Source organism: Scytonema hankhaensis NUACC26 (assembly GCF_045865695.1).
In the GTDB taxonomy this organism is placed as follows: domain Bacteria; phylum Cyanobacteriota; class Cyanobacteriia; order Cyanobacteriales; family Nostocaceae; genus Scytonema.
In genome coordinates this window covers 47,374-68,648 of the sequence record NZ_BAACAP010000230.1, presented here as the reverse complement: position 1 = coordinate 68,648, position 21,275 = coordinate 47,374, and the positions used below count along the sequence as shown (strand labels likewise).

Here is a 21,275-nt window from a genome sequence, read left to right as displayed (position 1 = left end):
TACACCAATTGTCAAGAACCGCAATGTCTAACTTATAAGACAAAGTGGTAGATCAGTATCCGCTTAGCGATAACAAAAACTGAAAACTTGACTTTGTAAACAAAAATCATCGAGGAGGAGCGTAGTCGATGGGACTACCCTGGTACCGAGTACACACAGTCGTTCTGAACGATCCAGGGCGACTGATTTCTGTACACCTGATGCATACAGCTTTGGTGGCAGGCTGGGCAGGTTCAATGGCATTGTACGAATTAGCCATTTACGATCCCAGCGATCCAGTTCTTAACCCTATGTGGCGTCAAGGCATGTTCGTGTTGCCCTTCATGGCACGCTTGGGTGTAGTTGGCTCTTGGGGCGGTTGGAACGTTATTGGCGCTCCTAGCTACGACCCTGGTTTCTGGTCATTTGAAGGCGTCGCTGCTGCTCACATCGTTCTTTCTGGTTTGCTATTCTTAGCTGCCGTTTGGCACTGGGTTTACTGGGATTTGGAATTATTCCAAGATCCCCGCACTGGTGAACCCGCTCTTGACTTGCCAAAAATGTTTGGCATTCACTTGTTCTTATCCGGTTTACTTTGCTTTGGTTTTGGTGCTTTCCACCTAACTGGGTTATTTGGCCCTGGAATGTGGGTTTCTGATGCCTACGGTTTAACGGGGCATGTCCAGCAAGTCGCGCCGGAGTGGGGACCCGACGGGTTTAACCCATTTAACCCTGGTGGTGTAGTCGCTCACCACATTGCTGCTGGTATTGTTGGTGTTATTGCTGGTTTGTTCCACTTGACAGTTAGACCTCCTGAAAGGCTCTATAAAGCCCTACGGATGGGTAACATTGAGACTGTACTTTCTAGCAGTATCGCTGCTGTATTCTTTGCCGCATTCGTTGTCGCCGGTACCATGTGGTACGGTAACGCTACAACCCCAATCGAATTATTCGGTCCTACCCGCTATCAGTGGGATCAGAGCTACTTTAGACAAGAGATCGATCGCCGGGTACAAGCAGACCTAGCTCAAGGTGCAAGCCTTTCTCAAGCTTGGTCGCAAATTCCTGAAAAACTCGCGTTTTACGATTATGTCGGTAATAGCCCAGCCAAAGGCGGTCTATTCCGTACAGGTCCAATGGACAAGGGTGATGGTATTGCCCAGTCTTGGCAAGGTCATGCTGTGTTCAAAGACGCAGAAGGTAGAGAGTTGACAGTACGTCGCCTCCCCAACTTCTTTGAAACCTTCCCTGTCATATTGACTGACGCAGATGGGATTGTTCGTGCTGACATTCCATTCCGTCGGGCTGAATCACAAAATAGCTTTGAGCAATCTGGCATTACCGTCAGCTTCTACGGTGGAGATTTAAATGGTGAAACATTTGATGACCCAGCTGAAGTGAAGAAATGGGCGCGTAAGGCTCAAGGTGGAGAAATTTTTGAATTCGACAGAGAAACCTTAAACTCTGACGGTGTATTCCGTACCAGCCCCAGAGGTTGGTTTACATTTGGACACGCTGTCTTTGCTCTGTTGTTCTTCTTCGGTCATATTTGGCACGGTTCTCGGACAATTTACCGAGATGTATTTGCTGGTATAGACTCAGACATCGAAGAACAAGTCGAATTTGGTGTATTCGCCAAAGTGGGTGACTTGTCAACCCGTAAGAAGGAAGCAGCATAGGGAACAGGGCAAAGGGCATGGGTATAGGAAAAAGACCAATGCCCTCAGCCCAGTTTCTTTAACCATTCCTTCCCACAGCTTGGTATGATATTAGGTAGTAATCGGTGGGTAAGTAGGCAGGAATTTGATTTATGGAAAGCGTTGCTTACATTCTAATTTTGGCATTGGCTATAGGAACTCTCTTTTTTGCGATCGCTTTTCGCGAACCTCCTCGCGTTGAAACCAAAGAGAAGAAGTAAATTGAAGTATAAAGTGTGAAGGATGAAGGATGAAGACTTAAAGTCAGATTCTTCATCCTTTTCACTTTTGACAGTGACCACCTGACCAGTTGATTATTTTTTTCCCCAATCCCCAATCCCTAATCGCCAATCCCCAATTTTTAATCCCTAATTTCCAAAACACTTGAAGGCATTTGTTGGTAAAATGGGTAATTGTAAAGCTAGTAAAAATTAGTTTCCTTATTTTCTCCGGAAGATTGACAGATATAAACAAAATATCTGGTATAATGTTTGATCTGGAAGTGAATGTGTTCAGATCGGCTCTTTTGCGCTAATATGAACAGGGATGTAGGTGTGGAATGCCTGAAAGTGGGCGCTTGCATATACATCGCTAGGAGGCAAAGCATTTACGGAGAAAAACAACTGGGAAACAATTAGCATGGTCAATCAGAAATTAACCGCTCCTGAAATTGGGTTTACTCATGATGATTTCGCTGCTCTACTAGACAAGTATGATTATCACTTTAGTCCAGGTGATATAGTACCTGGTACAGTATTCAGCATAGAGCCGCGCGGCGCTCTGATTGACATCGGTGCAAAAACGGCAGCATACATACCTATACAAGAAATGTCTATCAACCGGGTAGATAGCCCGGAAGAAGTATTACAGTCTAATGAAACGCGGGAATTTTTCATCCTTACTGATGAAAACGAAGATGGTCAATTAACACTTTCCATTCGTCGCATAGAGTATATGCGAGCATGGGAACGAGTGCGGCAGTTGCAAGCAGAAGATGCGACTGTCCGTTCTGGTGTATTTGCCACCAATCGCGGAGGTGCGCTGGTTCGGATTGAGGGATTGCGTGGTTTTATTCCCGGCTCTCACATCAGCACTCGTAAACCGAAAGAAGAGTTGGTAGGCGAAGAATTGCCGTTAAAGTTTTTAGAGGTAGATGAAGAGCGCAATCGCCTTGTTCTCTCTCACCGTCGAGCGCTAGTTGAGCGTAAGATGAACCGTCTAGAAGTCGGTGAAGTGGTTATTGGTACTGTGCGCGGTATTAAACCTTACGGTGCATTTATTGATATTGGCGGTGTTAGCGGTCTACTACACATCTCTGAAATATCCCACGAACATATAGATACACCACACAGCGTGTTCAATGTTAATGATGAAGTGAAAGTCATGATCATTGACTTGGATGCAGAACGCGGTCGTATCTCACTGTCTACCAAACAGTTAGAACCAGAACCAGGTGACATGATCAAAAATCGTCAGTTGGTATATGATAAAGCAGAAGAAATGGCTGCCAAGTATAGGGAACAATTGTTGGCGAAACAACAAGGTCAGTCTGCAGCACCCGCTGTTGAGGAAATTGCTGTTGTTGCTGAGGAAATACCATCAGCAATTGAAGAGGAAATACCAGCAGCAATTGAAGAGTAATCCATTTGTCGTTGCGATAATATTCGCAGCATTTAAGAAAATAAAGCTTTGTGGTAAAGAGGGGTTTTCCCTCTTTTTTTGCTTTTACTTTAAAAAAGCTGTGCTGTAACTGCCTACTCCCTTTCCCTCTAAAATTACCAATTTTTATAGGTAGGGCTATGCCACACATTCGCGCTTCGGTGGGCAGTGTCTACTATGTTTAGGTAATCTTCCGGCGGGAAGGGAGTAGTCTACCATTAGGCATAAATTTAATATTTTCATTCTTCAGAAAGAGCAATTCTATCTAATTTATTCGATACATTTCTGACAATGATGAAATTCTTGCAATTTCTTTCGTCACTCCATGCCTAAAGTCTTTTGCAAGGTAATTTAATAGGTTACAGAGGATACTCATGACTAACAAATTAGTAGATAACATCGTTCCACAACAGCCACCAATCGACGCTCAGTCCGATGTTCATGTTCTCAAGTCTCGTTTGGAATGGGGCGAACCCGCTTTTACAATTTTAGATGTACGCGATCGCAGTGCCTACAATCAAGGTCACATTATGGGTGCAATGCCCTTTCCACAAAATGAATTGGTAGAGCGTGCAGAATCTATCGCGAAAACACGTGATATCTATGTTTACGGGGACAGCGACGAACAGACTTCTCAAGCCGCACAACAATTAAGAAGTGCTGGCTTTGTACACGTTTCCGAACTCAAAGGTGGTTTGGCTGCATGGAAAGCAGTTGGAGGTCCCACTGAAGGAATCATCGAATCAAGAACTCCTGCTGGTGCAGATGACTACAACGTTGTAGATCGTTTGAAGAATCACTCTGAAACTCAGCAAAAAGGTTAATCAGTGACCAGTGACCAGTGACCAGTGACCAGTGACACTTATAGGTTTGCTAGAACGTACATACTTGAGAGACATTAGTTTTTGTTCCAGTCAAACCTTGAGCGTTTGTACTATCTTTACATTTGGTCATTGGTTATTCACTGGTCACTGGTTACTGCTCACTGGTCACTCTATTTAGTGTTCAAACACATCCTTAAATTGTAGTAAATCTAGGGAAACTATAGTTGGCAAACACTCAAAACACTCCAGAGCGATTTCATACCGTTCTTCACGTTTGAGCATATCGATAAGCTTCTGTCGCGCACTAATTAAGTAACGAACATCGTTGGCAGCATAACTTAATTGTGCCTCTGATAAGTTGGTAGCATTTCCCCAATCAGAACTTTGAGCGCTTTTATCTAGTTCCACTTTTTCCAACTCTTGTACCAAGTCCTTTAGCCCGTGGCGTTGAGTATAAGTGCGTGCTAATTTACTGGCTATTTTGGTACAAAAAATGGGTTGGATGTAAATTCCTAGATTGTAACGGATCGCTGCTAAATCGAAACGTGCGAAGTGAAATATTTTAGTGACATTTGTTGCTTCTAACAGTTTTTTTAAGTTTGGAGCTTCTGTTTGTCCCTTCGCAATACGGATCGCAGTCACTTCGCCGTCTTTGTTACACAATTGAACGAGACACAGGCGATCGCGTTGTGGAAGAAGCCCCATTGTTTCGGTATCTACGGCAATTTCATCGTTTTGTAGATAATGGGATAAAGTCGCGTCAGTCAGATCGCGATCGCAAACTTGAAAATCTTCCATGAATCAAAACGGTTATTTAGAATAATTATACAGCGCTTTGCATCTGAATGAGGTACACCCCCCTTTCATCCCCCCAAGGCATCGGGGGGACAGAGGGGGGTAATTTTCGTACCTCACTAAGTTGAAATCTGCTGTATATGTTAATGGTTAGTTGATAGTTGTTATTTTCTTAATTAACTACTAATTACTAACTATTTATCTAATACGAATAAAAATCTGGGTTAGGTACACTTCTCCATCACTATTAGTAGCGACACCAATACCAGTCAGATTGTAATTCCCCTTAATATTTTTAAGATGTGCGGGACTTTTGAGCCAACTTGTCACAGCTTCTTTGACTGGATCGCTATACCCTTCGTTAAAAGCAAGATTTTCCGATGCGCTTCTGTAACGAAGGGGAATAGCATCAACTCTCCTTTTAAACCCTTGGTGACTAAATGGGGTTTTATGTCTAGCCATATTTTGACTGTGAATCCTTGCTTGTCGAGTAATTCTCGGATTTAAAGTCAACTTTCGTAAACCCTTAGAAACTCGATATCGATTCACTTGGTTAAACACCGATTTTTCTAAATCGGTTGTTTTAAAGGTAGAGAATGATTTAACCTGGCGTGATGGAGTTGATACCGATTTACTTTGGGTTGCTGTTTGTTTAGAAGAATAACCCGCTAGTAAACTCGTTGGTAATCCACTTGCAAGGACAAGCATACTTAAAGCAATGCCAAAAGCAGTTTGTCGGAACATGGAGTGTTAAATAACGTATAAGTTTAAGAGATGCAATCCCCGATTTTTTGTTTCTTGAGATACCAGTACGATTAATGGTAACCAGCAAGTTAGGAAATCTTTACATATTCCAAAAACTTCGTCAAGAGTCGCTTAATATAATTCAAGCTAATTCCCAAGACAAATATATCTAAAAATTTATTTTGAATATATTGACTAAAAACAAAATTAATGCATTTAAACTGGGCTCGGTCTCATACCGGAAAGCGTTCCTCCAGCCATCCTTTGTAAATGCGGGCAAGGATTGCCCGCACCACAAGAATTACTATCCTTTACTAGCCTCCTGCCTTCTTCAAGCGGGATTAATGTACTTAGCTACAGCTTGTACATCCTTGTCACCTCGTCCCGAAGAGTTAATTACTATCTTGGGGCTACCACTCAGTTGAGGACACAAGGTTTCTAGATAAGCAAAAGCGTGAGCTGTTTCCAAAGCGGGAATAATTCCTTCCAAGCGTGAAAGTCTTTGAAAAGCAGCCAAAGCTTCTTCATCAGTCACGCTGTAATATTCGGCACGGCCCAAATCCTTTAAGTAGCTGTGTTCCGGTCCTACACCCGGATAATCTAATCCAGCACTGATTGAATGAGCTTCCACCACTTGCCCATCTTCACTTTGCAATAGGTAGCTCATGGCTCCGTGCAAAACACCAATTCGCCCTTTTGTCAAGGTTGCTGCGTGTTTGTCAGTATTAACTCCTTCTCCTGCAGCTTCTACACCAATTAATCGTACAGAAGGTTCATCTACAAACTCATGGAAGATTCCCATAGCATTAGAACCACCACCCACACAAGCAATAACAATATCGGGCAAACCACCCCACTTTTCTAGTGCTTGAGCGCGAGTTTCCTGTCCAATCACCTTATGAAAATCGCGTACAATCATAGGATATGGATGGGGACCTGCAACAGAACCTAAAATGTAGTGGGTTGTTTCCACATTCGTAACCCAATCGCGGATTGCTTCGGAAGTGGCATCTTTTAAAGTCCCAGTTCCCGCCGACACGGGGCAAACCTCCGCGCCCATTAATCGCATTCTAAAAACATTCAAAGCTTGACGTTCCATATCGTGAACGCCCATATAAATAACGCATTGCAAACCAAACCGAGCGCAAACAGTAGCCGTTGCGACTCCGTGTTGTCCGGCACCCGTTTCAGCAATAATTCTCTGTTTGCCCATACGCTTTGCCAACAAGACTTGACCTAAAGCGTTATTAATTTTGTGAGCACCTGTATGATTTAAATCCTCACGCTTCAAATAAATTTGAGGTCCAGTGCCATCTGGTTTTGCGTAATGTGCGCTAAGGCGTTCGGCAAAATATAATGGAGTTGCACGCCCTACATAATCTTTCAGCAACTGTTGTAGTTCTGTCTGAAAAGCTGGGTCATTGCGGTACTGCTGATACGCTGCTTCTAACTCAGAAAGAGCAGGCATCAACGTCTCAGGAACATACTTACCACCAAAGCGACCAAAGCGTCCTAATGCATCAGGAAGTTGAGTAGACGATTGAGAATCCGAAGATAGGGGAGTAGTAGTCACGGACAAGCTAGAATTACGGAACGACCACAATTATACTAAGACTGCCTGTCTTGTTTCTCTTAATACTTATTTCCTGTTAGTGGTTCTTTACAAAGTCAACCTTATGTCTTCATCAAATCGGAACAACCCTGAAAAGCGCATCGTCTATCAAGAGTTTGGCAATGGTAACTCTGCTGCCTTTGAAAGAGCAACTCCCGACCTTCCACCAGAGAAGCAAAATGTGCGCGTACAAGCAACTCGTGCTGGACGTAAAGGTAAAACCGTAACTGTGATTACTGGCTTTCAGACAAATCAAGAAACTTTACAAACTTTACTCAAGCAGTTAAAAACTCAGTGCGGTACGGGTGGGACTATAAAAGAAAATGAAATTGAAATTCAGGGCGACCACAAACAGAAAATTCTTGAGATATTAATTAAGCTTGGTTACAAAGCTAAGATAAGTGGTGGCTAGAGTCATGTCTGGCGATCGGTTTAGACGGTTTACCGCACTCGTCCAATCTGATGAATTTAAAAATAAATGCTATGTTTGATGAGTATACAAATCCTGCTCGTTTTAATACTTATGGGAGGGAGCGATGGATTTAGTTAGAATAATTTGCGCTGTTTTATTACCACCTCTTGGTGTCTTCTTGCAAGTAGGTATTGGTAGAGATTTCTGGATAAACTTACTGCTTACTATTTTTGGATTCTACATTCTTGGGCTTATTCATGCAATCTGGGTAATCGCTAGAAAAGATTAATCTAGATTCCACATTGTTGATAAGTAGGTTGGGTTGAGGAACGAAACCCAACATTTCATCGAATTATTGGGTGTCATTTCATTAGATTGTAAGATTTATACCATTTTCATATGACACGAAGATGTAGACAAAGAACCCCACCGCCTACGACACTTCTCATTGGTAAGGCTGCGGTGTACACACAAGTCTGAAATACTTTGCTTATATTATACCCCACCCTAGCCCTCCCCTTGTAAAGGGGAGGGAACTAAATTTTCTGTTTCCCCCCTTTATAAGGGGGGTAAGTTCGACTTATGTGTACATACTAGCTTTCCAAGGGGGGAATAAAAGGGGTAAATCCAACTTATGCGTACACCGTATCCTTGGTAAGGGGAGGTTGTGAGGGGTAAAAATAATGTGCTTTTTTATCGAACTGTATGGTCTAAAACTGGTCACTGGTTATTAGTTCAGTTATTTTATTTTGTAAATTGTTACTGCAATCACTTTTTTTCTAAGTCTTTAACTACAAAATACTTTTATCTTCAAGCTTTGAGCGAATAGTAACCTAAATACAGCCTGCATTATGTAGTCCTAACACCTAGTATGGCATGGCTCGGGTAATGTGCTTGTAAAAAATTTTTCAAGAGCCGAACTGTCGAACTTCTATACCTTCTGCCCTCTTTGTTCTCCCCCTTTACGGACTCATCAGTAATATCGATCGCCTGCTCTCCATTTGCAAAAGTTTTGTATTATACCACAAAAATAGTTTAACTCGTGTAGCCAATTTTCTAGTTACAGGGGTTTAATTGTAGCCAATTTCCCCAAGAGATAAACTACGAAAGAACCTTGTAATATCAATGCAAATAGTCATATGCTGGTATAGGCTTGTAAAGTCAAAGACCACATAATTCTGGCGCGTCAAAGGGTCTTACTTTAGGTAAGTTAAGCAGTGCTCGTAGTTAGTCTCTGTTTATTCCCAGTTGATGAAACTTCAGAATATCAAGGTGGCTACCATCACTTTTTCTCGCTCAACTGAATACAACTGAATAAACGATGACTGACAATTAAATATGCACTCCTTCAAGACCTGAAGTTACCAGCCTTGAGGAATCGCTCTACCCACAAAGTGGCACTTTCCATAGAGTCACCACCTGTAGCAAGAGGAAATGCGATTATGTCAATGGTGAATAGTTCCATAACTCCTTTTAAAACCGTAGGTTTTGAAGAACCAGTCATTCCTAGTAATAGCGTAAGTTGTCAGCCGCTTACGGGTTGAACTATATAAATTCAATAGTCTTGTGCCTGTCAACTCAACAGTTGAGACTTTAATATTAGCGTCTAATTGCGGCTCAAGCTATTATCGCAATCAAAATTTAAAGATTCACTAAAATCCTACGAATTAACATTTTGTACCTTTTGGGTCACAGAAGTTGATTTTGATAATCTCCGTTTCACGGCAAAAGCAACACTATTCCTAGATAGTGAGAATTCTTTTGCCTCGAGCGCATCGCTTTATTCAATGGCGATCGTGAAGAGTCCGTATGGCTCAAAATCCAAGTGAAACATCAAGTCAGAGACTATCTCGTTTGAAGTTCTCATCCGAAAACTTCAAACTTCGGTTGCTCTACACACATCCAGATAGAACTGTTACTAAGTCATAAGGATTGAGGATAACAAATTTCATCCATATTATGTATAATCTAGTACTATTTTCTTGGAAAAAACCTCTGTACTGCTTTTGCTTTTGCATGAAGACTTTCACATTCATTTTAGAGTCTATTCTGACAGCAAAAATTCGCTGTTAAAGACTCATCATGAGATAAAGCTTGATGTATATTTATAGACGCAAAAAAGGCAGTAGTCTTCCAAATACCAGTACTTTTTATACTAATGAAATGGCTTAGTGCTAAACCTTGAAGGACTGTAGTATTTTTTGTTGCTGGTGATGAACATGCTTTTACAAACAAACAAAAAACAGCCTATTGTCCCTACAGAGTCTAAGTCACCTCTGCTTACACTCTCACAGGCTCAAGCGCTTTGCGGGCTTTCTCTACAAACCCTACGCGATGCTATTTTCGAGGGAAGGCTCAGGGCTAGGATGATTGGTGAAGATTGGAAAATTAGAAGTAGCGATTTAAAAGAATATCTTTCTACCTTTCATAGAAATCAGTGACAAATGACAAATCTTCAGTCCTGATTTTTGCGTGCAGCTAAATACTCGTACATTTGCCAACGTGCATTTACCTCAGCTTGTGCCTCTTCTAGCAAGCGTTTGGCAAGGGCTGGTTTGTTCTTAGTAAGCATCTTGAAACGATTTTCTTGATACATAGATTCTTCTACTGACTGTTTGGGCGATCTCATATCCAATTGCAAGGGATTTTGACCCTGTTTTTGCAAATCTGGATTGTATCGATAAAGCAGCCAACGACCTGATTCCACCAATTCTTTTTGGTGGTTCATGGCTGTTGCCATATCGATTCCATGAGCTATACAGTGGCTGTACGCAATAATCAATGAGGGTCCATCATAAGCTTCTGCTTCTAAAAATGCTTTGAGAGTGTGTTCCGCTTTCGCGCCCATTGCCACACTTGCTACATAAACATTTCCATAAGTCATGGCAATCAGTCCCAAATCTTTTTTAGCAACAGGCTTACCACTAGAAGCAAACTTAGCAACTGCACCCTTTGGAGTCGCTTTAGAAGATTGTCCGCCCGTATTTGAATAAACCTCTGTATCCATAACCAAGATATTGACATTGCGACCGCTAGCAAGTACGTGATCGAGTCCGCCAAAGTCAATGTCATATGCCCATCCGTCGCCACCAACAATCCAAACGCTTTTCTTGACTAAGTAATCAACTAGTATTAGTAACTGTTTGACTTCGGCAATAGGAAAATCTGATTTGGAAGAGTGTGTCTTAATTAACAGATCTAGCAAAGATTTGAGACGTTCGACTCGCTGCCGTTGTTGATGAATATCTGCTTCTGAGTTTTGCTGTGCGGTTAAAATAGATTGAACCAAATCATTGGGAATTAATGGTTCAACTTCTCCATTGCCGATTTCCTGTTTTGTCTGTCCTAATTTTTTTAGCAGTTCGATCGCAAATTCAGTCTGCTTATCCAAAGATAAACGAAAGCCAAAACCAAATTCAGCATTATCTTCAAATAAGCTATTTGACCAAGCGGGACCTCTACCTTCATCATTTGTTGTCCAAGGAGTTGTCGGTAAGTTCCCACCATAGATTGAAGAACAACCCGTAGCATTAGCGATCGCAGCCCGGTCTCCAAACAGTTGTGCGAGCAATTTTAAATATGGTGTTTCACCACAACCAGCACAAGCTCCAGAAAATTCAAATAACGGTTGTTGTAGTTGTTGTTGGCGGATTTGCGTGAGTTTAAGCAGTCGGCGATCGGGATTTGGCAAACTTAAAAAGAAGTACCAGTTTTCTCGTTCTTGCTCTCGCAAAGGCAATTGTGGCTCCATATTAATTGCCTTACGTTCTGGAAGAAGTTTATTCTTCGCAGGGCAAATGTCCACGCAAATCTTACACCCCGTACAATCCTCTGGAGCAACTTGAATAGTAAACTTTTGTTCTACAAAATCTTTGTCTTTAGCATCGGCAAATTTAAAACTTGCTGGAGCTTCATCCAATGCATTTGCTTGATAGACTTTACTCCGAATCGCTCCATGAGGGCAAACCATAACGCACTTACTACACTGCACGCAAACGCTAGAGTCCCAAACAGGAATTTCTTGTGCAACATTTCGCTTTTCCCACTGAGCAGTACCTGTAGGATAAGTTCCATCAGGAGGAAGTGCGCTGACAGGGAGTTCGTCACCCTGCCATAACATAATTTTTCCTAATACTTCTCGTACAAATTCGGGAGCGGCGATTGGCGATTGGCGATTGGCGATTGGCGATTGGCGATTGGTGTCTCTTGTCTCCCAGTTCCCAGTCCCCAGTCCCCAGTTCCCAGTCCCTACTTTATGCAAGTTTTCTAAAGTCCGATCCACTGCTTCTAGGTTCTTTCGGACAACTTCTGTACCTTTTTTACCATAAGTCTTTTCAATGGCTTGCTTGATTTTAGCGATCGCTTGTTCTTGTGGCAAAACACCTGCTAGTGCGAAGAAACAGACTTGCATGATGGTGTTGATCCTTCCACCCATACCACTTTCACGCGCTACCTTGTTTGCATTAATAACGTAGAACTTTAACTGTTTGCTAATAATTTGCTCTTGTACTTTCACTGAGAGATGTTCCCAGACAGTATAAGGATCGTGAGGGCTGTTCAACAAAAATATCGCTCCAGGGGCAGCATTTTTCAGAACATCAATACGTTCTAAAAAAAACCACTGATGGCAACCAATAAAGTTAGCTTTCTCAATCAGATAAGTCGAGCGAATGGGTTGGGAACCGAAACGCAAATGCGAAACAGTAATAGAACCAGATTTTTTTGAGTCGTAAACAAAATAGCCTTGGGCGTAGTTATCAGTCTCTTCACCAATAATCTTAATTGAGTTTTTATTGGCTCCTACCGTTCCATCAGCTCCTAATCCATAGAACATAGCCCGTACTACACTATCTGGTTCTATGGAGAAGTCGGGGTCATGGCTGAGGGAGGTATGACTGATATCGTCATTAATGCCTACAGTGAAGTGGTTTTTCGGTGTAGTTTGGGCAAGATTTTCAAAAATTGCCCTGACCATTGCTGGAGTAAATTCTTTGGAAGAAAGACCGTAACGACCGCTAATGACTTTAGGTAGGGAGAAAATTCTACCACTACCTCTAGCGTCCCACATTTCATGAAGGGCTGTTACGACATCTAAATATAAAGGTTCGCCAACACTACCTGGCTCTTTTGTACGGTCAAGAACTGCGATCGCTTTTACAGTTGTAGGGAGTGCTTCTACAAATCGTTTGACATCGAAAGGACGATACAGTCTAACTTTAACAACACCGACTTTTTCACCACGAGCATTCAGATAATCCACTGTCTCATGCACTGTTTCACAACCAGAACCCATGAGAACAATGATATTTTCAGCATTGGATGCACCGTAGTATTCAAAAAGGCGATAGCAGCGTCCCGTGCGTTCTCCAAATCGATCCATCACTCGTTGGACAATATCGGGACAGGTGCTGTAATAAGGGTTAACACTTTCGCGGGACTGGAAATAGATATCAGGGTTTTGAGCAGTTCCCCGCAATACGGGACGATCTGGAGTCAAAGCACGATTGCGATGGGCAAAGATCGCTTCAAGATCGATGATGGCTTCTAAATCGCTGTCATTCAATAGCTGTACTTTTTGAATTTCATGGGAGGTTCGGAAGCCATCAAAAAAGTGCATAAATGGCACTCTCGCCCAAAGAGTAGCAGCTTGTGCAATTAAAGCAAAGTCATGGCTTTCCTGTACTGATGCGGAACACAGAAGCGCAAAACCAGTTGCACGAGCTGCCATAACATCACTATGGTCGCCAAATATTGACAGGGCGTGAGTTGCTAAAGAACGAGCAGCAACGTGAATTACCGCACTGGTTAATTCCCCTGCAATTTTATACAGGTTAGGAATCATCAACAGCAATCCCTGAGATGATGTGAAAGTCGTTGTCAGGGAACCTGTTTGTAATGCTCCATGAACAGCAGCAGCAGCACCGCCTTCGCTTTGCATCTCGATGGTGCTAGGAACAGTACCCCATAAGTTGGGACGCCCTTCAGATGACCAGGTATCAGCCCATTCTCCCATTGCAGAGGAGGGAGTAATGGGATAGATAGCAATCACTTCATTTGTACGGTAAGCAACACGAGCAACAGCTTCATTACCGTCTATTGTTGCAAAGTTGGTATTCATACTTCTCCTGTGAGATTGCTATCTCCTCAAATTTCCACATTCTTAGTACGCTAATAGCTAATAAGTTATTACGAAAATGACTCGCTTTTAGCAGTTTAAAAATGCGATATGTATTAAACTAATGCTCTAACTCATACATGAATGGAATTAATTATAATTAACATTTTGCATGACTGTGCTTAGGCACTAGGTAAGGCTTAGCATGGCTCTCATTAAACCTTTTATATCAATTATTATCTCACCTTAGGAAGAAGATTATTTATTGGAATTATTTGTGTACTCAAATTTTGAAACTCTTATTTAGTAAGAATTTCAGTAAATTTTAGATTTTTTTAGGGGTATAGGTACGGGATTTAATCATGGGTGTTTATAAGCCTACAATTTTTGAAAAGTGGTTGGCTGTCGTTTTAATCACATTATTACCCCCCATTATCCCCCCGATGTATTGGGGGGAAATAAGAAAAATCCAGTTCCCTCCCCAATACATCGGTCTGGGTTAGGGTGGGGTAAAAAATATTTGATACATTAATTCATGACTTTTCAAACATCCTCTCACAGTGGAATTCATCACCTCCTGAATTTTGATAACTAAGTTATCGATCTGCTGGGCTGATTGTTTACTTGTATCCGCCAGTTTACGAACTTCTGCCGTAACAATACTAAAATACAATAGACGTATCCAGAAAAGATGTAAGGGCGCGGCGGTAAGAGCGCCCCTAGCAGGACTTTCGGGTAATGCATAATTAATTTCTGGAGATGTCTAATGTAAATATGTTGCTTGTTTTAGTGACTTACCGCGTTTTTCTTTTTATTTCTGATTATTACCGAGCATATCAAATTTTTGTAATTCAATTTCAAAGGGAATAAAGTCAATGCTATTTTTTATAAAAAATATTTTTTAGCGTACACATTATTTTTTATGGTATATGATACTTGTAGAACTCAATTGAGTTTGAGTCAAAGCTATAAAAAACTAAACTATAGCAATCCTATCTGATTTGCAAAATACACGTAGGGTTAGCAATGCCCACCCTACAGTACATGAAATTGTTTATAAATGATTTAGGATTGCTATATTAAAATGTTATCTAACAAATAATAAAAATCTAAATTATGACATATAAATTATTATATAAAGTATAAAATATATGTTTAGATGAAGTATACTAACTCTATAAAATTTATGGTTGTGTCATCCAGAAATATTTTTTAATTTAATGAATTGAAATTTGATGATTGATGATGAAAGGAGTATTAAGCAGTGAAAAACTTCAATAATCTATTGAATATGCCAAAAGATCGCCGAATATTTTCTATAAAGAAATATAGCTGGAAGAGGAAAGGAAGCAGTGAATAAAAATCAAGCAAAATCCATTGAAGATGCATTTGCTGATAATAGCAATAAGGCAGATATCATGCGAACTCATTCTAAATTAGTCGAATTGCATAAGAAACAAATAACTCGCAAGCAGCAGTTATATGTTAAGAAAAAAACAGCATATATAAATATTGGGAGTATTCTGGAGAGTATTACTGATGGCTTTGTTGCTGTAGATCGCAGATGCAGTTGTATTTACGTCAATTCCGAAGCCGCAAAACTAATGCAAAAAACTCCAGAAGATTTGTTAGGGAAAGAAATATGGGCGGTGTTTCCAGATAGTAAAGGAACGGAATTTGAAAGAGAATGTAAGCGATCGCTCGCCGAACGAGTAGCTGTAAATTTTGAGGAATTTTTCCCTTATTACAATATATGGTTGGAAGTTCGAGCAAGTCCTTTTGAACAAGGTTTAGCGATTTATTTCCGAGATATTACTCAGCGGAAAAAAGATGAGCAAGAACGCTTAGAACTTTTACAACGGGAACGGGCTGCACGGGATGAAGCTGAATCGGCTAATAGAATTAAAGATGAGTTTTTAGCAGTACTGTCCCACGAATTGCGCTCGCCCCTCAACCCAATATTGGGCTGGGCAAAAATGTTAAGAACTGGTCAGTACGATCGCATAGCAACTGACCGTGCTTTGGAAACAATCGAGCGTAATGCCAAGTTACAAGCACAACTTATGGAAGATTTGTTAGATGTATCTCGCATTTTACGTGGCAAGTTAGTCTTAAATATCAATCCCGTTAATTTAATCTCAACAATAGAAGCTGCGATCGAAACAGTACAGTTAGCAGCACAAGCGAAATCTATTCAAATTCATACTATTTTAGCTCCTCATGTAGGGTTAATATCAGGAGATGCAAATCGTTTGCAACAAGTCTTTTGGAATTTACTTTCCAACGCTATTAAATTCGCACCTAATGGAGGACGGGTAGAAGTCCGATTAGAAAGAGTCGAAGTAGGGAATGAGGGATCTTCTGTGTCTGGTAGTTACGCCCAAATTAGTATTACAGACACTGGTAAGGGCATTAATCCCGAATTTTTACCCCATGTATTTGAGTATTTCCGACAAGAGAACAGCAGTACCACTCGTCAATTTGGTGGACTAGGCTTGGGGTTAGCTATTGTAAGATACTTAACAGAAATGCATGGTGGTTTAGTAACAGCCCATAGCCAAGGAGAGGGACAAGGAGCAACATTTACTGTTAAATTGCCTATTGTCAGAGAAGATTCTCGAGATCGACTTGTAGATTTTGAAGATTTCTACGCCTTAAACTCCACTCCTCACCCTTCACTTTTAGGATTGAGAATTTTGATAGTAGATGATGAAGCCGATATTCGAGAATTAGTTGCTTTTATTTTAGAAGAAGCAGGGGCTGAGGTCTGTAGTGCAAAATCAGCCACTGACGCACTCACGATCGTAGAGAAATCAGTCCCCGATCTTTTGGTTTGTGATATTGGTATGCCAGATATAGATGGCTATATGTTAATGAGTCAGATCCGGGCTTTGCCACCAGAAAAGGGAGGTCAAATGCTAGCAGTTGCGCTGACTGCTTATGCGGGAGAATACAATCAAAAACAAGCTCTAGACGCAGGATTTCAGATGCACCTTTCCAAGCCTATCGATCCAGATACATTAGTGAAGGAACTTTCCCGCATATGCTCATCGCTTCGGGATGCTATATATTAATCCTTATCAAGGATTTACGTTTTTCATTAATTTCAATAATGCGTTTGCTTTGCCCTATTCCCCATGCCCAACCTTGATGAGTGTATTCATTTTAGTTTAACCTATAACAAAATATGTCTCCCGATCCGAAGTCATCGCAATCGAATCCCCTTGGCTTTGATGAATTCATTGGCATCTTAGTTGCCTTTGCTACTATTGGAGTCATTCTATTCTGGTCATTTTCTCGTAAGGGAGACTCTGGTTGGAATATCAATGGGCTACAATTACCATTGCCCACAACCTCAGCTTCTCCAAGCTTAAGCATTCCACCAGAACAACTCGTTCCACGGGGTAATGAACCTGCCAAAACTCCATTAGTACCTCAAGAAGCAATCCCTGAAGATAAGTTACCGACCGTTGACCAAACAGTTCCAAAGGAATCGCCACAAGCACAAGCACCTTTGTTAGTTTCTCCTGATGTCTATGCTGTAGAAGAATATCGCGCAGTTACGCCCGCAGAAAAATTACCAACCATCCCCCCTCCAATTGCATTCACAGACGTACCAAGTGACTTTTGGGGGCGTCGCTTTATTGACAAACTTTCTTCTCGAGGAATTATCAAAGGTTTTCCCGATTATTCTTTTAGACCAAATCAGCCCGTTAGCCGTGCTGAATTTGCTACCATGCTGCAACAATCCTTTAATACAAAAGTACGTAGTAAAGGACTCTCATTTGAAGATATATCAGAACAATATTGGGCAGCCCCTGCTATAGATCGAGCTATTAGTGCGGGATTTCTAAAAGGTTATCCAGACAAAACATTCAAACCACAACAGAAAATTTCTCGAGTACAGGTGCTAGTTGCTATTGCAAGTGGATTAAATTTGAAACAATCTTCCCCCTCAGAGCAGGTTTTAAGTGTCTATGAGGACGTAAAAGAAATTCCTCAGTATGCGATCGCTAAAGTGGCAGCTGCCACTGAAAATAGTATTGTAGTTAACTATCCAGACGCAAAGTTTCTTGCTCCAAATAAAGAAGCTACCCGCGCCGAGGTAGCTGCTATGATTCATCAAGCTTTAGTAAGAACGGGAAGGTTACAACCCATTAAATCTCAAAATGTTGTGACCTTGCCCTAGTAGAGTTTAAAGAAAGGGCTGTTAGTGGTTAGTGGTTGATGATTAGCGATCGGTATAACAACTAACAACTAACAACTAACAATTTCTTACCCTTCTAAACCTTCTTTGCCTACAACTTGTGACTTCAGTGTTTCAATTTCACCAGTTAATTCTTGCCTGGTTGAAGCTTTTAGCAAATAGCGGTAGACAAACCAAGCAGAGTAACCAATACCAATCAATTCAAAGGTTGGCGCTACTAAAGGAAAATCATTGAGAGCATCTAAGACTGCCAGAACGACCTTGACGCTCACAATTGCTGCTACGATTAAACCAACAACGATGAGAGGTTGTTTGTATTTGTTAAAAAATCCTCCCAGGTATTCAGGCAATGATGCCAAAAAGCTAGAAGCTTGTTCTCCATATTTTAGCCATTGCTCTTGAGACTGCGCTGTAGGCTGGATTTTGGTTATGGTTCCAGGTTGGTTGTTGATATTTGGCACTGTTGCCTCTGAAGACTTTGTTTCCACAATTTCTGGTTGTTGCATTTCCGCTTCCATAGTTTTCAAAGTTTATTTACTTTTATCCGGACAGTTACAACCAAAAGGTTGTTGTCTAAGCGATACACCAGCGCATCGACACAACTGATTTTGGTAACAACGAGAGTTTTTAGTTGCCTATAACCATAGTTGTCCCTCTATCAGCAGTTCATCAACTCCAAGGTAGAAAGATCGCATATTGTGACTGTAATAACCTAGTGGGTAGTTTGAAATCATTACTCTACGGTTCGTTATTTCACGAAATAGAATCCTGATTGTAAGGTTACTACTTGCGGTACTATCGCCAAGAGGAGGACCCGTTTCAGTACAAATCGTACTAAAATCGGTTCACTTCTTAGTTTATACAAATCTAAATGCCGATTTTACCCGATATTTAAGTTATTTTAAGCTCTCAGGCTCTATTTAGGAATTTTTATGAGTTTTTATACTGAAAAAAAGTTATCAAATATACTTTTTAGCAAACCTAAATCATTCACAAACAATTTTAAGTACTGTAGGGCATAAGGCATTGCTTACCTACAAAGGTAAATCTCGCTCCCCGATTCCTCTTCATGGACTTCCAAATAAAAAATCTCCCTAAATTCCTTGTGAGATAGGCTTTTATTCCGCTACTAATATGGGGCGGGCGTCCTCGCCCGTCCCACAAGATGGATAACTTATTTCTTGGAAATTCTTTAGTCCCAATCGGGAATTTCGCTACTATCTCCACCAATACCAATGCCCGTATTGAAGATTTCAGCATTGGTAATGTTAAGATCCTCCATTGATGCACCATGCACGTTAGAGTCGTAAATCTTAGCTCCTGCAAAATTAACTCTATTTAGATTGGCTTCCTTGAAATTTACGTTTGTTGCAAAAGCTGACGATAGGTTAGCACCTGCCAAATTCGCACCAGTTAAGTCAGCACCTTCAAGATTTGCATCCTTTAAATTTACTCCAGTGAGATTTGCATCTCTTAAATCAGCACCAATTAGGTGAGAACCTTTAAGATTAGCGTAAGATAAATCACACTTCCTACACTCTCCGGTTTCTAGTAGTTTCTGTACTTGCTGCGGATTTGCAGCACTAACTGAACTAGCAAAGAGCAGGGGCGTTGCGATCGCAAGAGTAGCGAGAAGCTTCGTTTTCATTACATTTTCCCCCTTCCTATTACAAATCACTTCTTTTTTTCTCCTCACAAATCTATTATCTTCTCAATTTTCTTTCGATGGTAGATTGACATCACACATAAGATGCGATCTAAATCATCATTGTATTTAACCGCTACCCTGGTCACTATGTAATGAGCCCTAGTTTTCATTACTCCTAAAGATAGTAACAACTACAATCAGCGATGAAGTCTGCCTGAAGTTATTAATCATTTTCTGTTTTAAGAAGGACATTTTGATTTCCCAAAGTAGTTTCTTATGTAACTTAAGTAGAGTTATTTCTCAGAGCTTAACAGCGATCGCTAACCAGTGCTTGGTGACAAGTGACACTTGTAAGTGCGTCCGTTACCTGCAGTGGTCATAATTAACTACAAATCGATGTTGTTCTTTTCCAGACAGTAGGCACTGCCCACCAAAGCGCTTTGCAGGGCATAGCCCCACCTACTTGTTTAAGTAATCGAATGGCGGTTCGAGGTAACTACAAATCAACGTTGTTCTCAGACCAAAAGTCATAGAAGTCAATCGCAATTGATTCACCTAGCGACTGATGAGATTTAAGCTAGCTCGGATTTACCTGAGTAATAGGGTCTTCAGTTTAAGGAGTAAGAACAGTGCAACTCAAACCGATAAATCAGCAAGTTGTAGTTGTCATCGGAGCTTCAAGCGGTATCGGTCGCATTGCAGCTCTTCAATTTGCTAGTAGAGGGGCAAAGGTAGTCATTGCTGCTCGTAGTCAACCGGGGTTAGAGTCTTTAGTGGAAGAAATCCAAAATATGGGTGGCGATGCAACAGCCGTTGTTGCCGATGTTACAGTATTTGATGAAGTGAAAGCGATCGTAGACAAAGCGATTGAAGTTTACGGGCGAATTGATACGTGGGTACACAATGCCGCAGTAGAACTCTACGCTGCTTTTGAAGTGACAACGCCTCTGGAATTCAAACGAATTGTTGACGTTAACTTGATGGGACAAGTACACGGTGCAATGGCGGCGCTACCACATATCAAACGCGAAGGGCGTGGAGCGTTAATTCATGTTTCTTCAGTTGAAGCAAGACGGAGTTTGCCATTACAAAGTGCTTATGCTGCTGCCAAACATGGTATTGACGGCTTCTTGGAATCGCTTCGCGTTGAGTTGATGCACGAAAAGGTACCCATTAGTGTTACAAACGTCATGCCAGCTTCAATTAATACACCTCTGTTTGACAAAGCACGTACAAAGCTAGGAGTAAAACCAGTAGGTGTACCTCCTATTTATCAACCTAGCCTTGTTGCTAAAGCCATTGTTGAGGCGGCTGAGCATCCAAAACGCGATGTTGTTGTCGGTGATGCTGGCAAGGTTATTCTTTTAGCTCAAAGAATTTCACCAAGCTTGGTAGATGCATACATGGCAATGACAGCATTTAGCGGACAGAAGACAAATCAACCAAAGTCAGAAACTGCTCCTGACAATTTGTTTGAACCCATTCAAGGTTTTGACAAAATTGAGGGTGACTTCAGCGACCAAGCCCGGTCTTGGAGTTTGTAATCCGTAGGGTGGGCAATGCCCACCAAAATTAAGATTTTT

At 41.2% G+C, this 21,275-nt stretch carries 18 protein-coding genes; 12 read left to right on the top strand and 6 right to left on the bottom strand.

Annotation, left to right across the window (positions count from 1 at the left end; genetic code table 11):
• Positions 1 to 128 precede the first annotated feature (128 nt).
• From psbB to ACKTT2_RS34955, 5 genes are all read left to right on the top strand, one after another.
• The gene (psbB, locus tag ACKTT2_RS34975) at positions 129 to 1,658 is read left to right on the top strand and encodes a photosystem II chlorophyll-binding protein CP47 (RefSeq protein ID WP_407895479.1); all 1,530 of its coding nucleotides are present in this window, start codon (positions 129 to 131) and stop codon (positions 1,656 to 1,658) included.
• 131 nt (positions 1,659 to 1,789) lie between these two features.
• Positions 1,790 to 1,897, top strand: a complete 108-nt coding sequence (locus ACKTT2_RS34970; protein WP_407895477.1) for a photosystem II reaction center protein T — start codon at positions 1,790 to 1,792, stop codon at positions 1,895 to 1,897.
• Positions 1,898 to 2,315: 418 nt separating this feature from the next.
• A complete protein-coding gene (locus ACKTT2_RS34965; protein ID WP_407895475.1) occupies positions 2,316 to 3,317 on the top strand; it encodes a 30S ribosomal protein S1 in 1,002 nt (333 codons plus the stop codon).
• Positions 3,318 to 3,709: 392 nt separating this feature from the next.
• Positions 3,710 to 4,159: a rhodanese-like domain-containing protein gene (locus ACKTT2_RS34960; protein WP_407895473.1), complete on the top strand. Its 450-nt coding sequence runs from the start codon at positions 3,710 to 3,712 to the stop codon at positions 4,157 to 4,159.
• Between the two features lie 31 nt (positions 4,160 to 4,190).
• The gene (locus tag ACKTT2_RS34955; protein WP_407895471.1) at positions 4,191 to 4,337 is read left to right on the top strand and encodes a hypothetical protein; all 147 of its coding nucleotides are present in this window, start codon (positions 4,191 to 4,193) and stop codon (positions 4,335 to 4,337) included.
• Here the strand turns inward: ACKTT2_RS34955 and ACKTT2_RS34950 are convergent.
• The 3 genes from ACKTT2_RS34950 to trpB all read right to left on the bottom strand — a co-directional run bounded on the left by ACKTT2_RS34950 (position 4,334) and on the right by trpB (position 7,271).
• Entirely contained in the window at positions 4,334 to 4,957 is a 624-nt protein-coding gene (locus ACKTT2_RS34950) for a ribonuclease H-like domain-containing protein (RefSeq protein WP_407895469.1), read from the bottom strand. The two genes, ACKTT2_RS34955 and ACKTT2_RS34950, sit on opposite strands and share 4 nt — an antisense overlap.
• A 195-nt stretch (positions 4,958 to 5,152) precedes the next feature.
• Positions 5,153 to 5,698, bottom strand: a complete 546-nt coding sequence (locus ACKTT2_RS34945) for a CAP domain-containing protein (protein ID WP_407895467.1) — start codon at positions 5,696 to 5,698, stop codon at positions 5,153 to 5,155.
• 331 nt (positions 5,699 to 6,029) lie between these two features.
• The gene (gene trpB, locus ACKTT2_RS34940; RefSeq protein ID WP_407895464.1) at positions 6,030 to 7,271 is read right to left on the bottom strand and encodes a tryptophan synthase subunit beta; all 1,242 of its coding nucleotides are present in this window, start codon (positions 7,269 to 7,271) and stop codon (positions 6,030 to 6,032) included.
• Between the two features lie 103 nt (positions 7,272 to 7,374).
• On the opposite strand from trpB, the gene ACKTT2_RS34935 reads away from it, so the two are divergent.
• The 4 genes from ACKTT2_RS34935 to ACKTT2_RS34920 all read left to right on the top strand — a co-directional run bounded on the left by ACKTT2_RS34935 (position 7,375) and on the right by ACKTT2_RS34920 (position 10,163).
• Entirely contained in the window at positions 7,375 to 7,722 is a 348-nt protein-coding gene (locus ACKTT2_RS34935; RefSeq protein ID WP_407895462.1) for a translation initiation factor, read from the top strand.
• 124 nt (positions 7,723 to 7,846) lie between these two features.
• On the top strand, positions 7,847 to 8,011 hold the full coding sequence (locus ACKTT2_RS34930) for a YqaE/Pmp3 family membrane protein (protein ID WP_407895460.1): 165 nt from the start codon (positions 7,847 to 7,849) through the stop codon (positions 8,009 to 8,011).
• A 1,105-nt stretch (positions 8,012 to 9,116) separates the two neighbouring features.
• A complete protein-coding gene (locus tag ACKTT2_RS34925) occupies positions 9,117 to 9,266 on the top strand; it encodes a hypothetical protein (RefSeq protein WP_407895458.1) in 150 nt (49 codons plus the stop codon).
• Between the two features lie 675 nt (positions 9,267 to 9,941).
• Positions 9,942 to 10,163, top strand: coding sequence for a helix-turn-helix domain-containing protein (locus tag ACKTT2_RS34920; RefSeq protein ID WP_407895456.1), 222 nt, complete (start codon positions 9,942 to 9,944; stop codon positions 10,161 to 10,163).
• 14 nt (positions 10,164 to 10,177) lie between these two features.
• On the opposite strand, the gene nifJ is transcribed toward ACKTT2_RS34920, so the two are convergent.
• Positions 10,178 to 13,840 carry a pyruvate:ferredoxin (flavodoxin) oxidoreductase gene (gene nifJ, locus ACKTT2_RS34915; RefSeq protein ID WP_407895454.1) on the bottom strand — a complete coding sequence of 1,221 codons (3,663 nt, stop codon included), beginning with the start codon at positions 13,838 to 13,840 and terminating at the stop codon, positions 10,178 to 10,180.
• Between the two features lie 1,349 nt (positions 13,841 to 15,189).
• On the opposite strand from nifJ, the gene ACKTT2_RS34910 reads away from it, so the two are divergent.
• Together ACKTT2_RS34910 and ACKTT2_RS34905 are read left to right on the top strand one after the other, a co-directional pair.
• Positions 15,190 to 16,911 carry a hybrid sensor histidine kinase/response regulator gene (locus ACKTT2_RS34910; RefSeq protein ID WP_407895452.1) on the top strand — a complete coding sequence of 574 codons (1,722 nt, stop codon included), beginning with the start codon at positions 15,190 to 15,192 and terminating at the stop codon, positions 16,909 to 16,911.
• 113 nt (positions 16,912 to 17,024) lie between these two features.
• Positions 17,025 to 18,026 carry an S-layer homology domain-containing protein gene (locus ACKTT2_RS34905; RefSeq protein ID WP_407895450.1) on the top strand — a complete coding sequence of 334 codons (1,002 nt, stop codon included), beginning with the start codon at positions 17,025 to 17,027 and terminating at the stop codon, positions 18,024 to 18,026.
• An 86-nt stretch (positions 18,027 to 18,112) separates the two neighbouring features.
• Here ACKTT2_RS34905 and ACKTT2_RS34900 read toward each other — a convergent pair whose 3' ends face one another.
• Positions 18,113 to 18,562: a CAAD domain-containing protein gene (locus tag ACKTT2_RS34900; protein ID WP_407895448.1), complete on the bottom strand. Its 450-nt coding sequence runs from the start codon at positions 18,560 to 18,562 to the stop codon at positions 18,113 to 18,115.
• Positions 18,563 to 19,236: 674 nt separating this feature from the next.
• A complete protein-coding gene (locus ACKTT2_RS34895) occupies positions 19,237 to 19,692 on the bottom strand; it encodes a pentapeptide repeat-containing protein (protein WP_407895446.1) in 456 nt (151 codons plus the stop codon).
• 629 nt (positions 19,693 to 20,321) lie between these two features.
• On the opposite strand from ACKTT2_RS34895, the gene ACKTT2_RS34890 reads away from it, so the two are divergent.
• Entirely contained in the window at positions 20,322 to 21,236 is a 915-nt protein-coding gene (locus ACKTT2_RS34890) for an SDR family oxidoreductase (RefSeq protein ID WP_407895444.1), read from the top strand.
• Positions 21,237 to 21,275 lie beyond the last annotated feature (39 nt).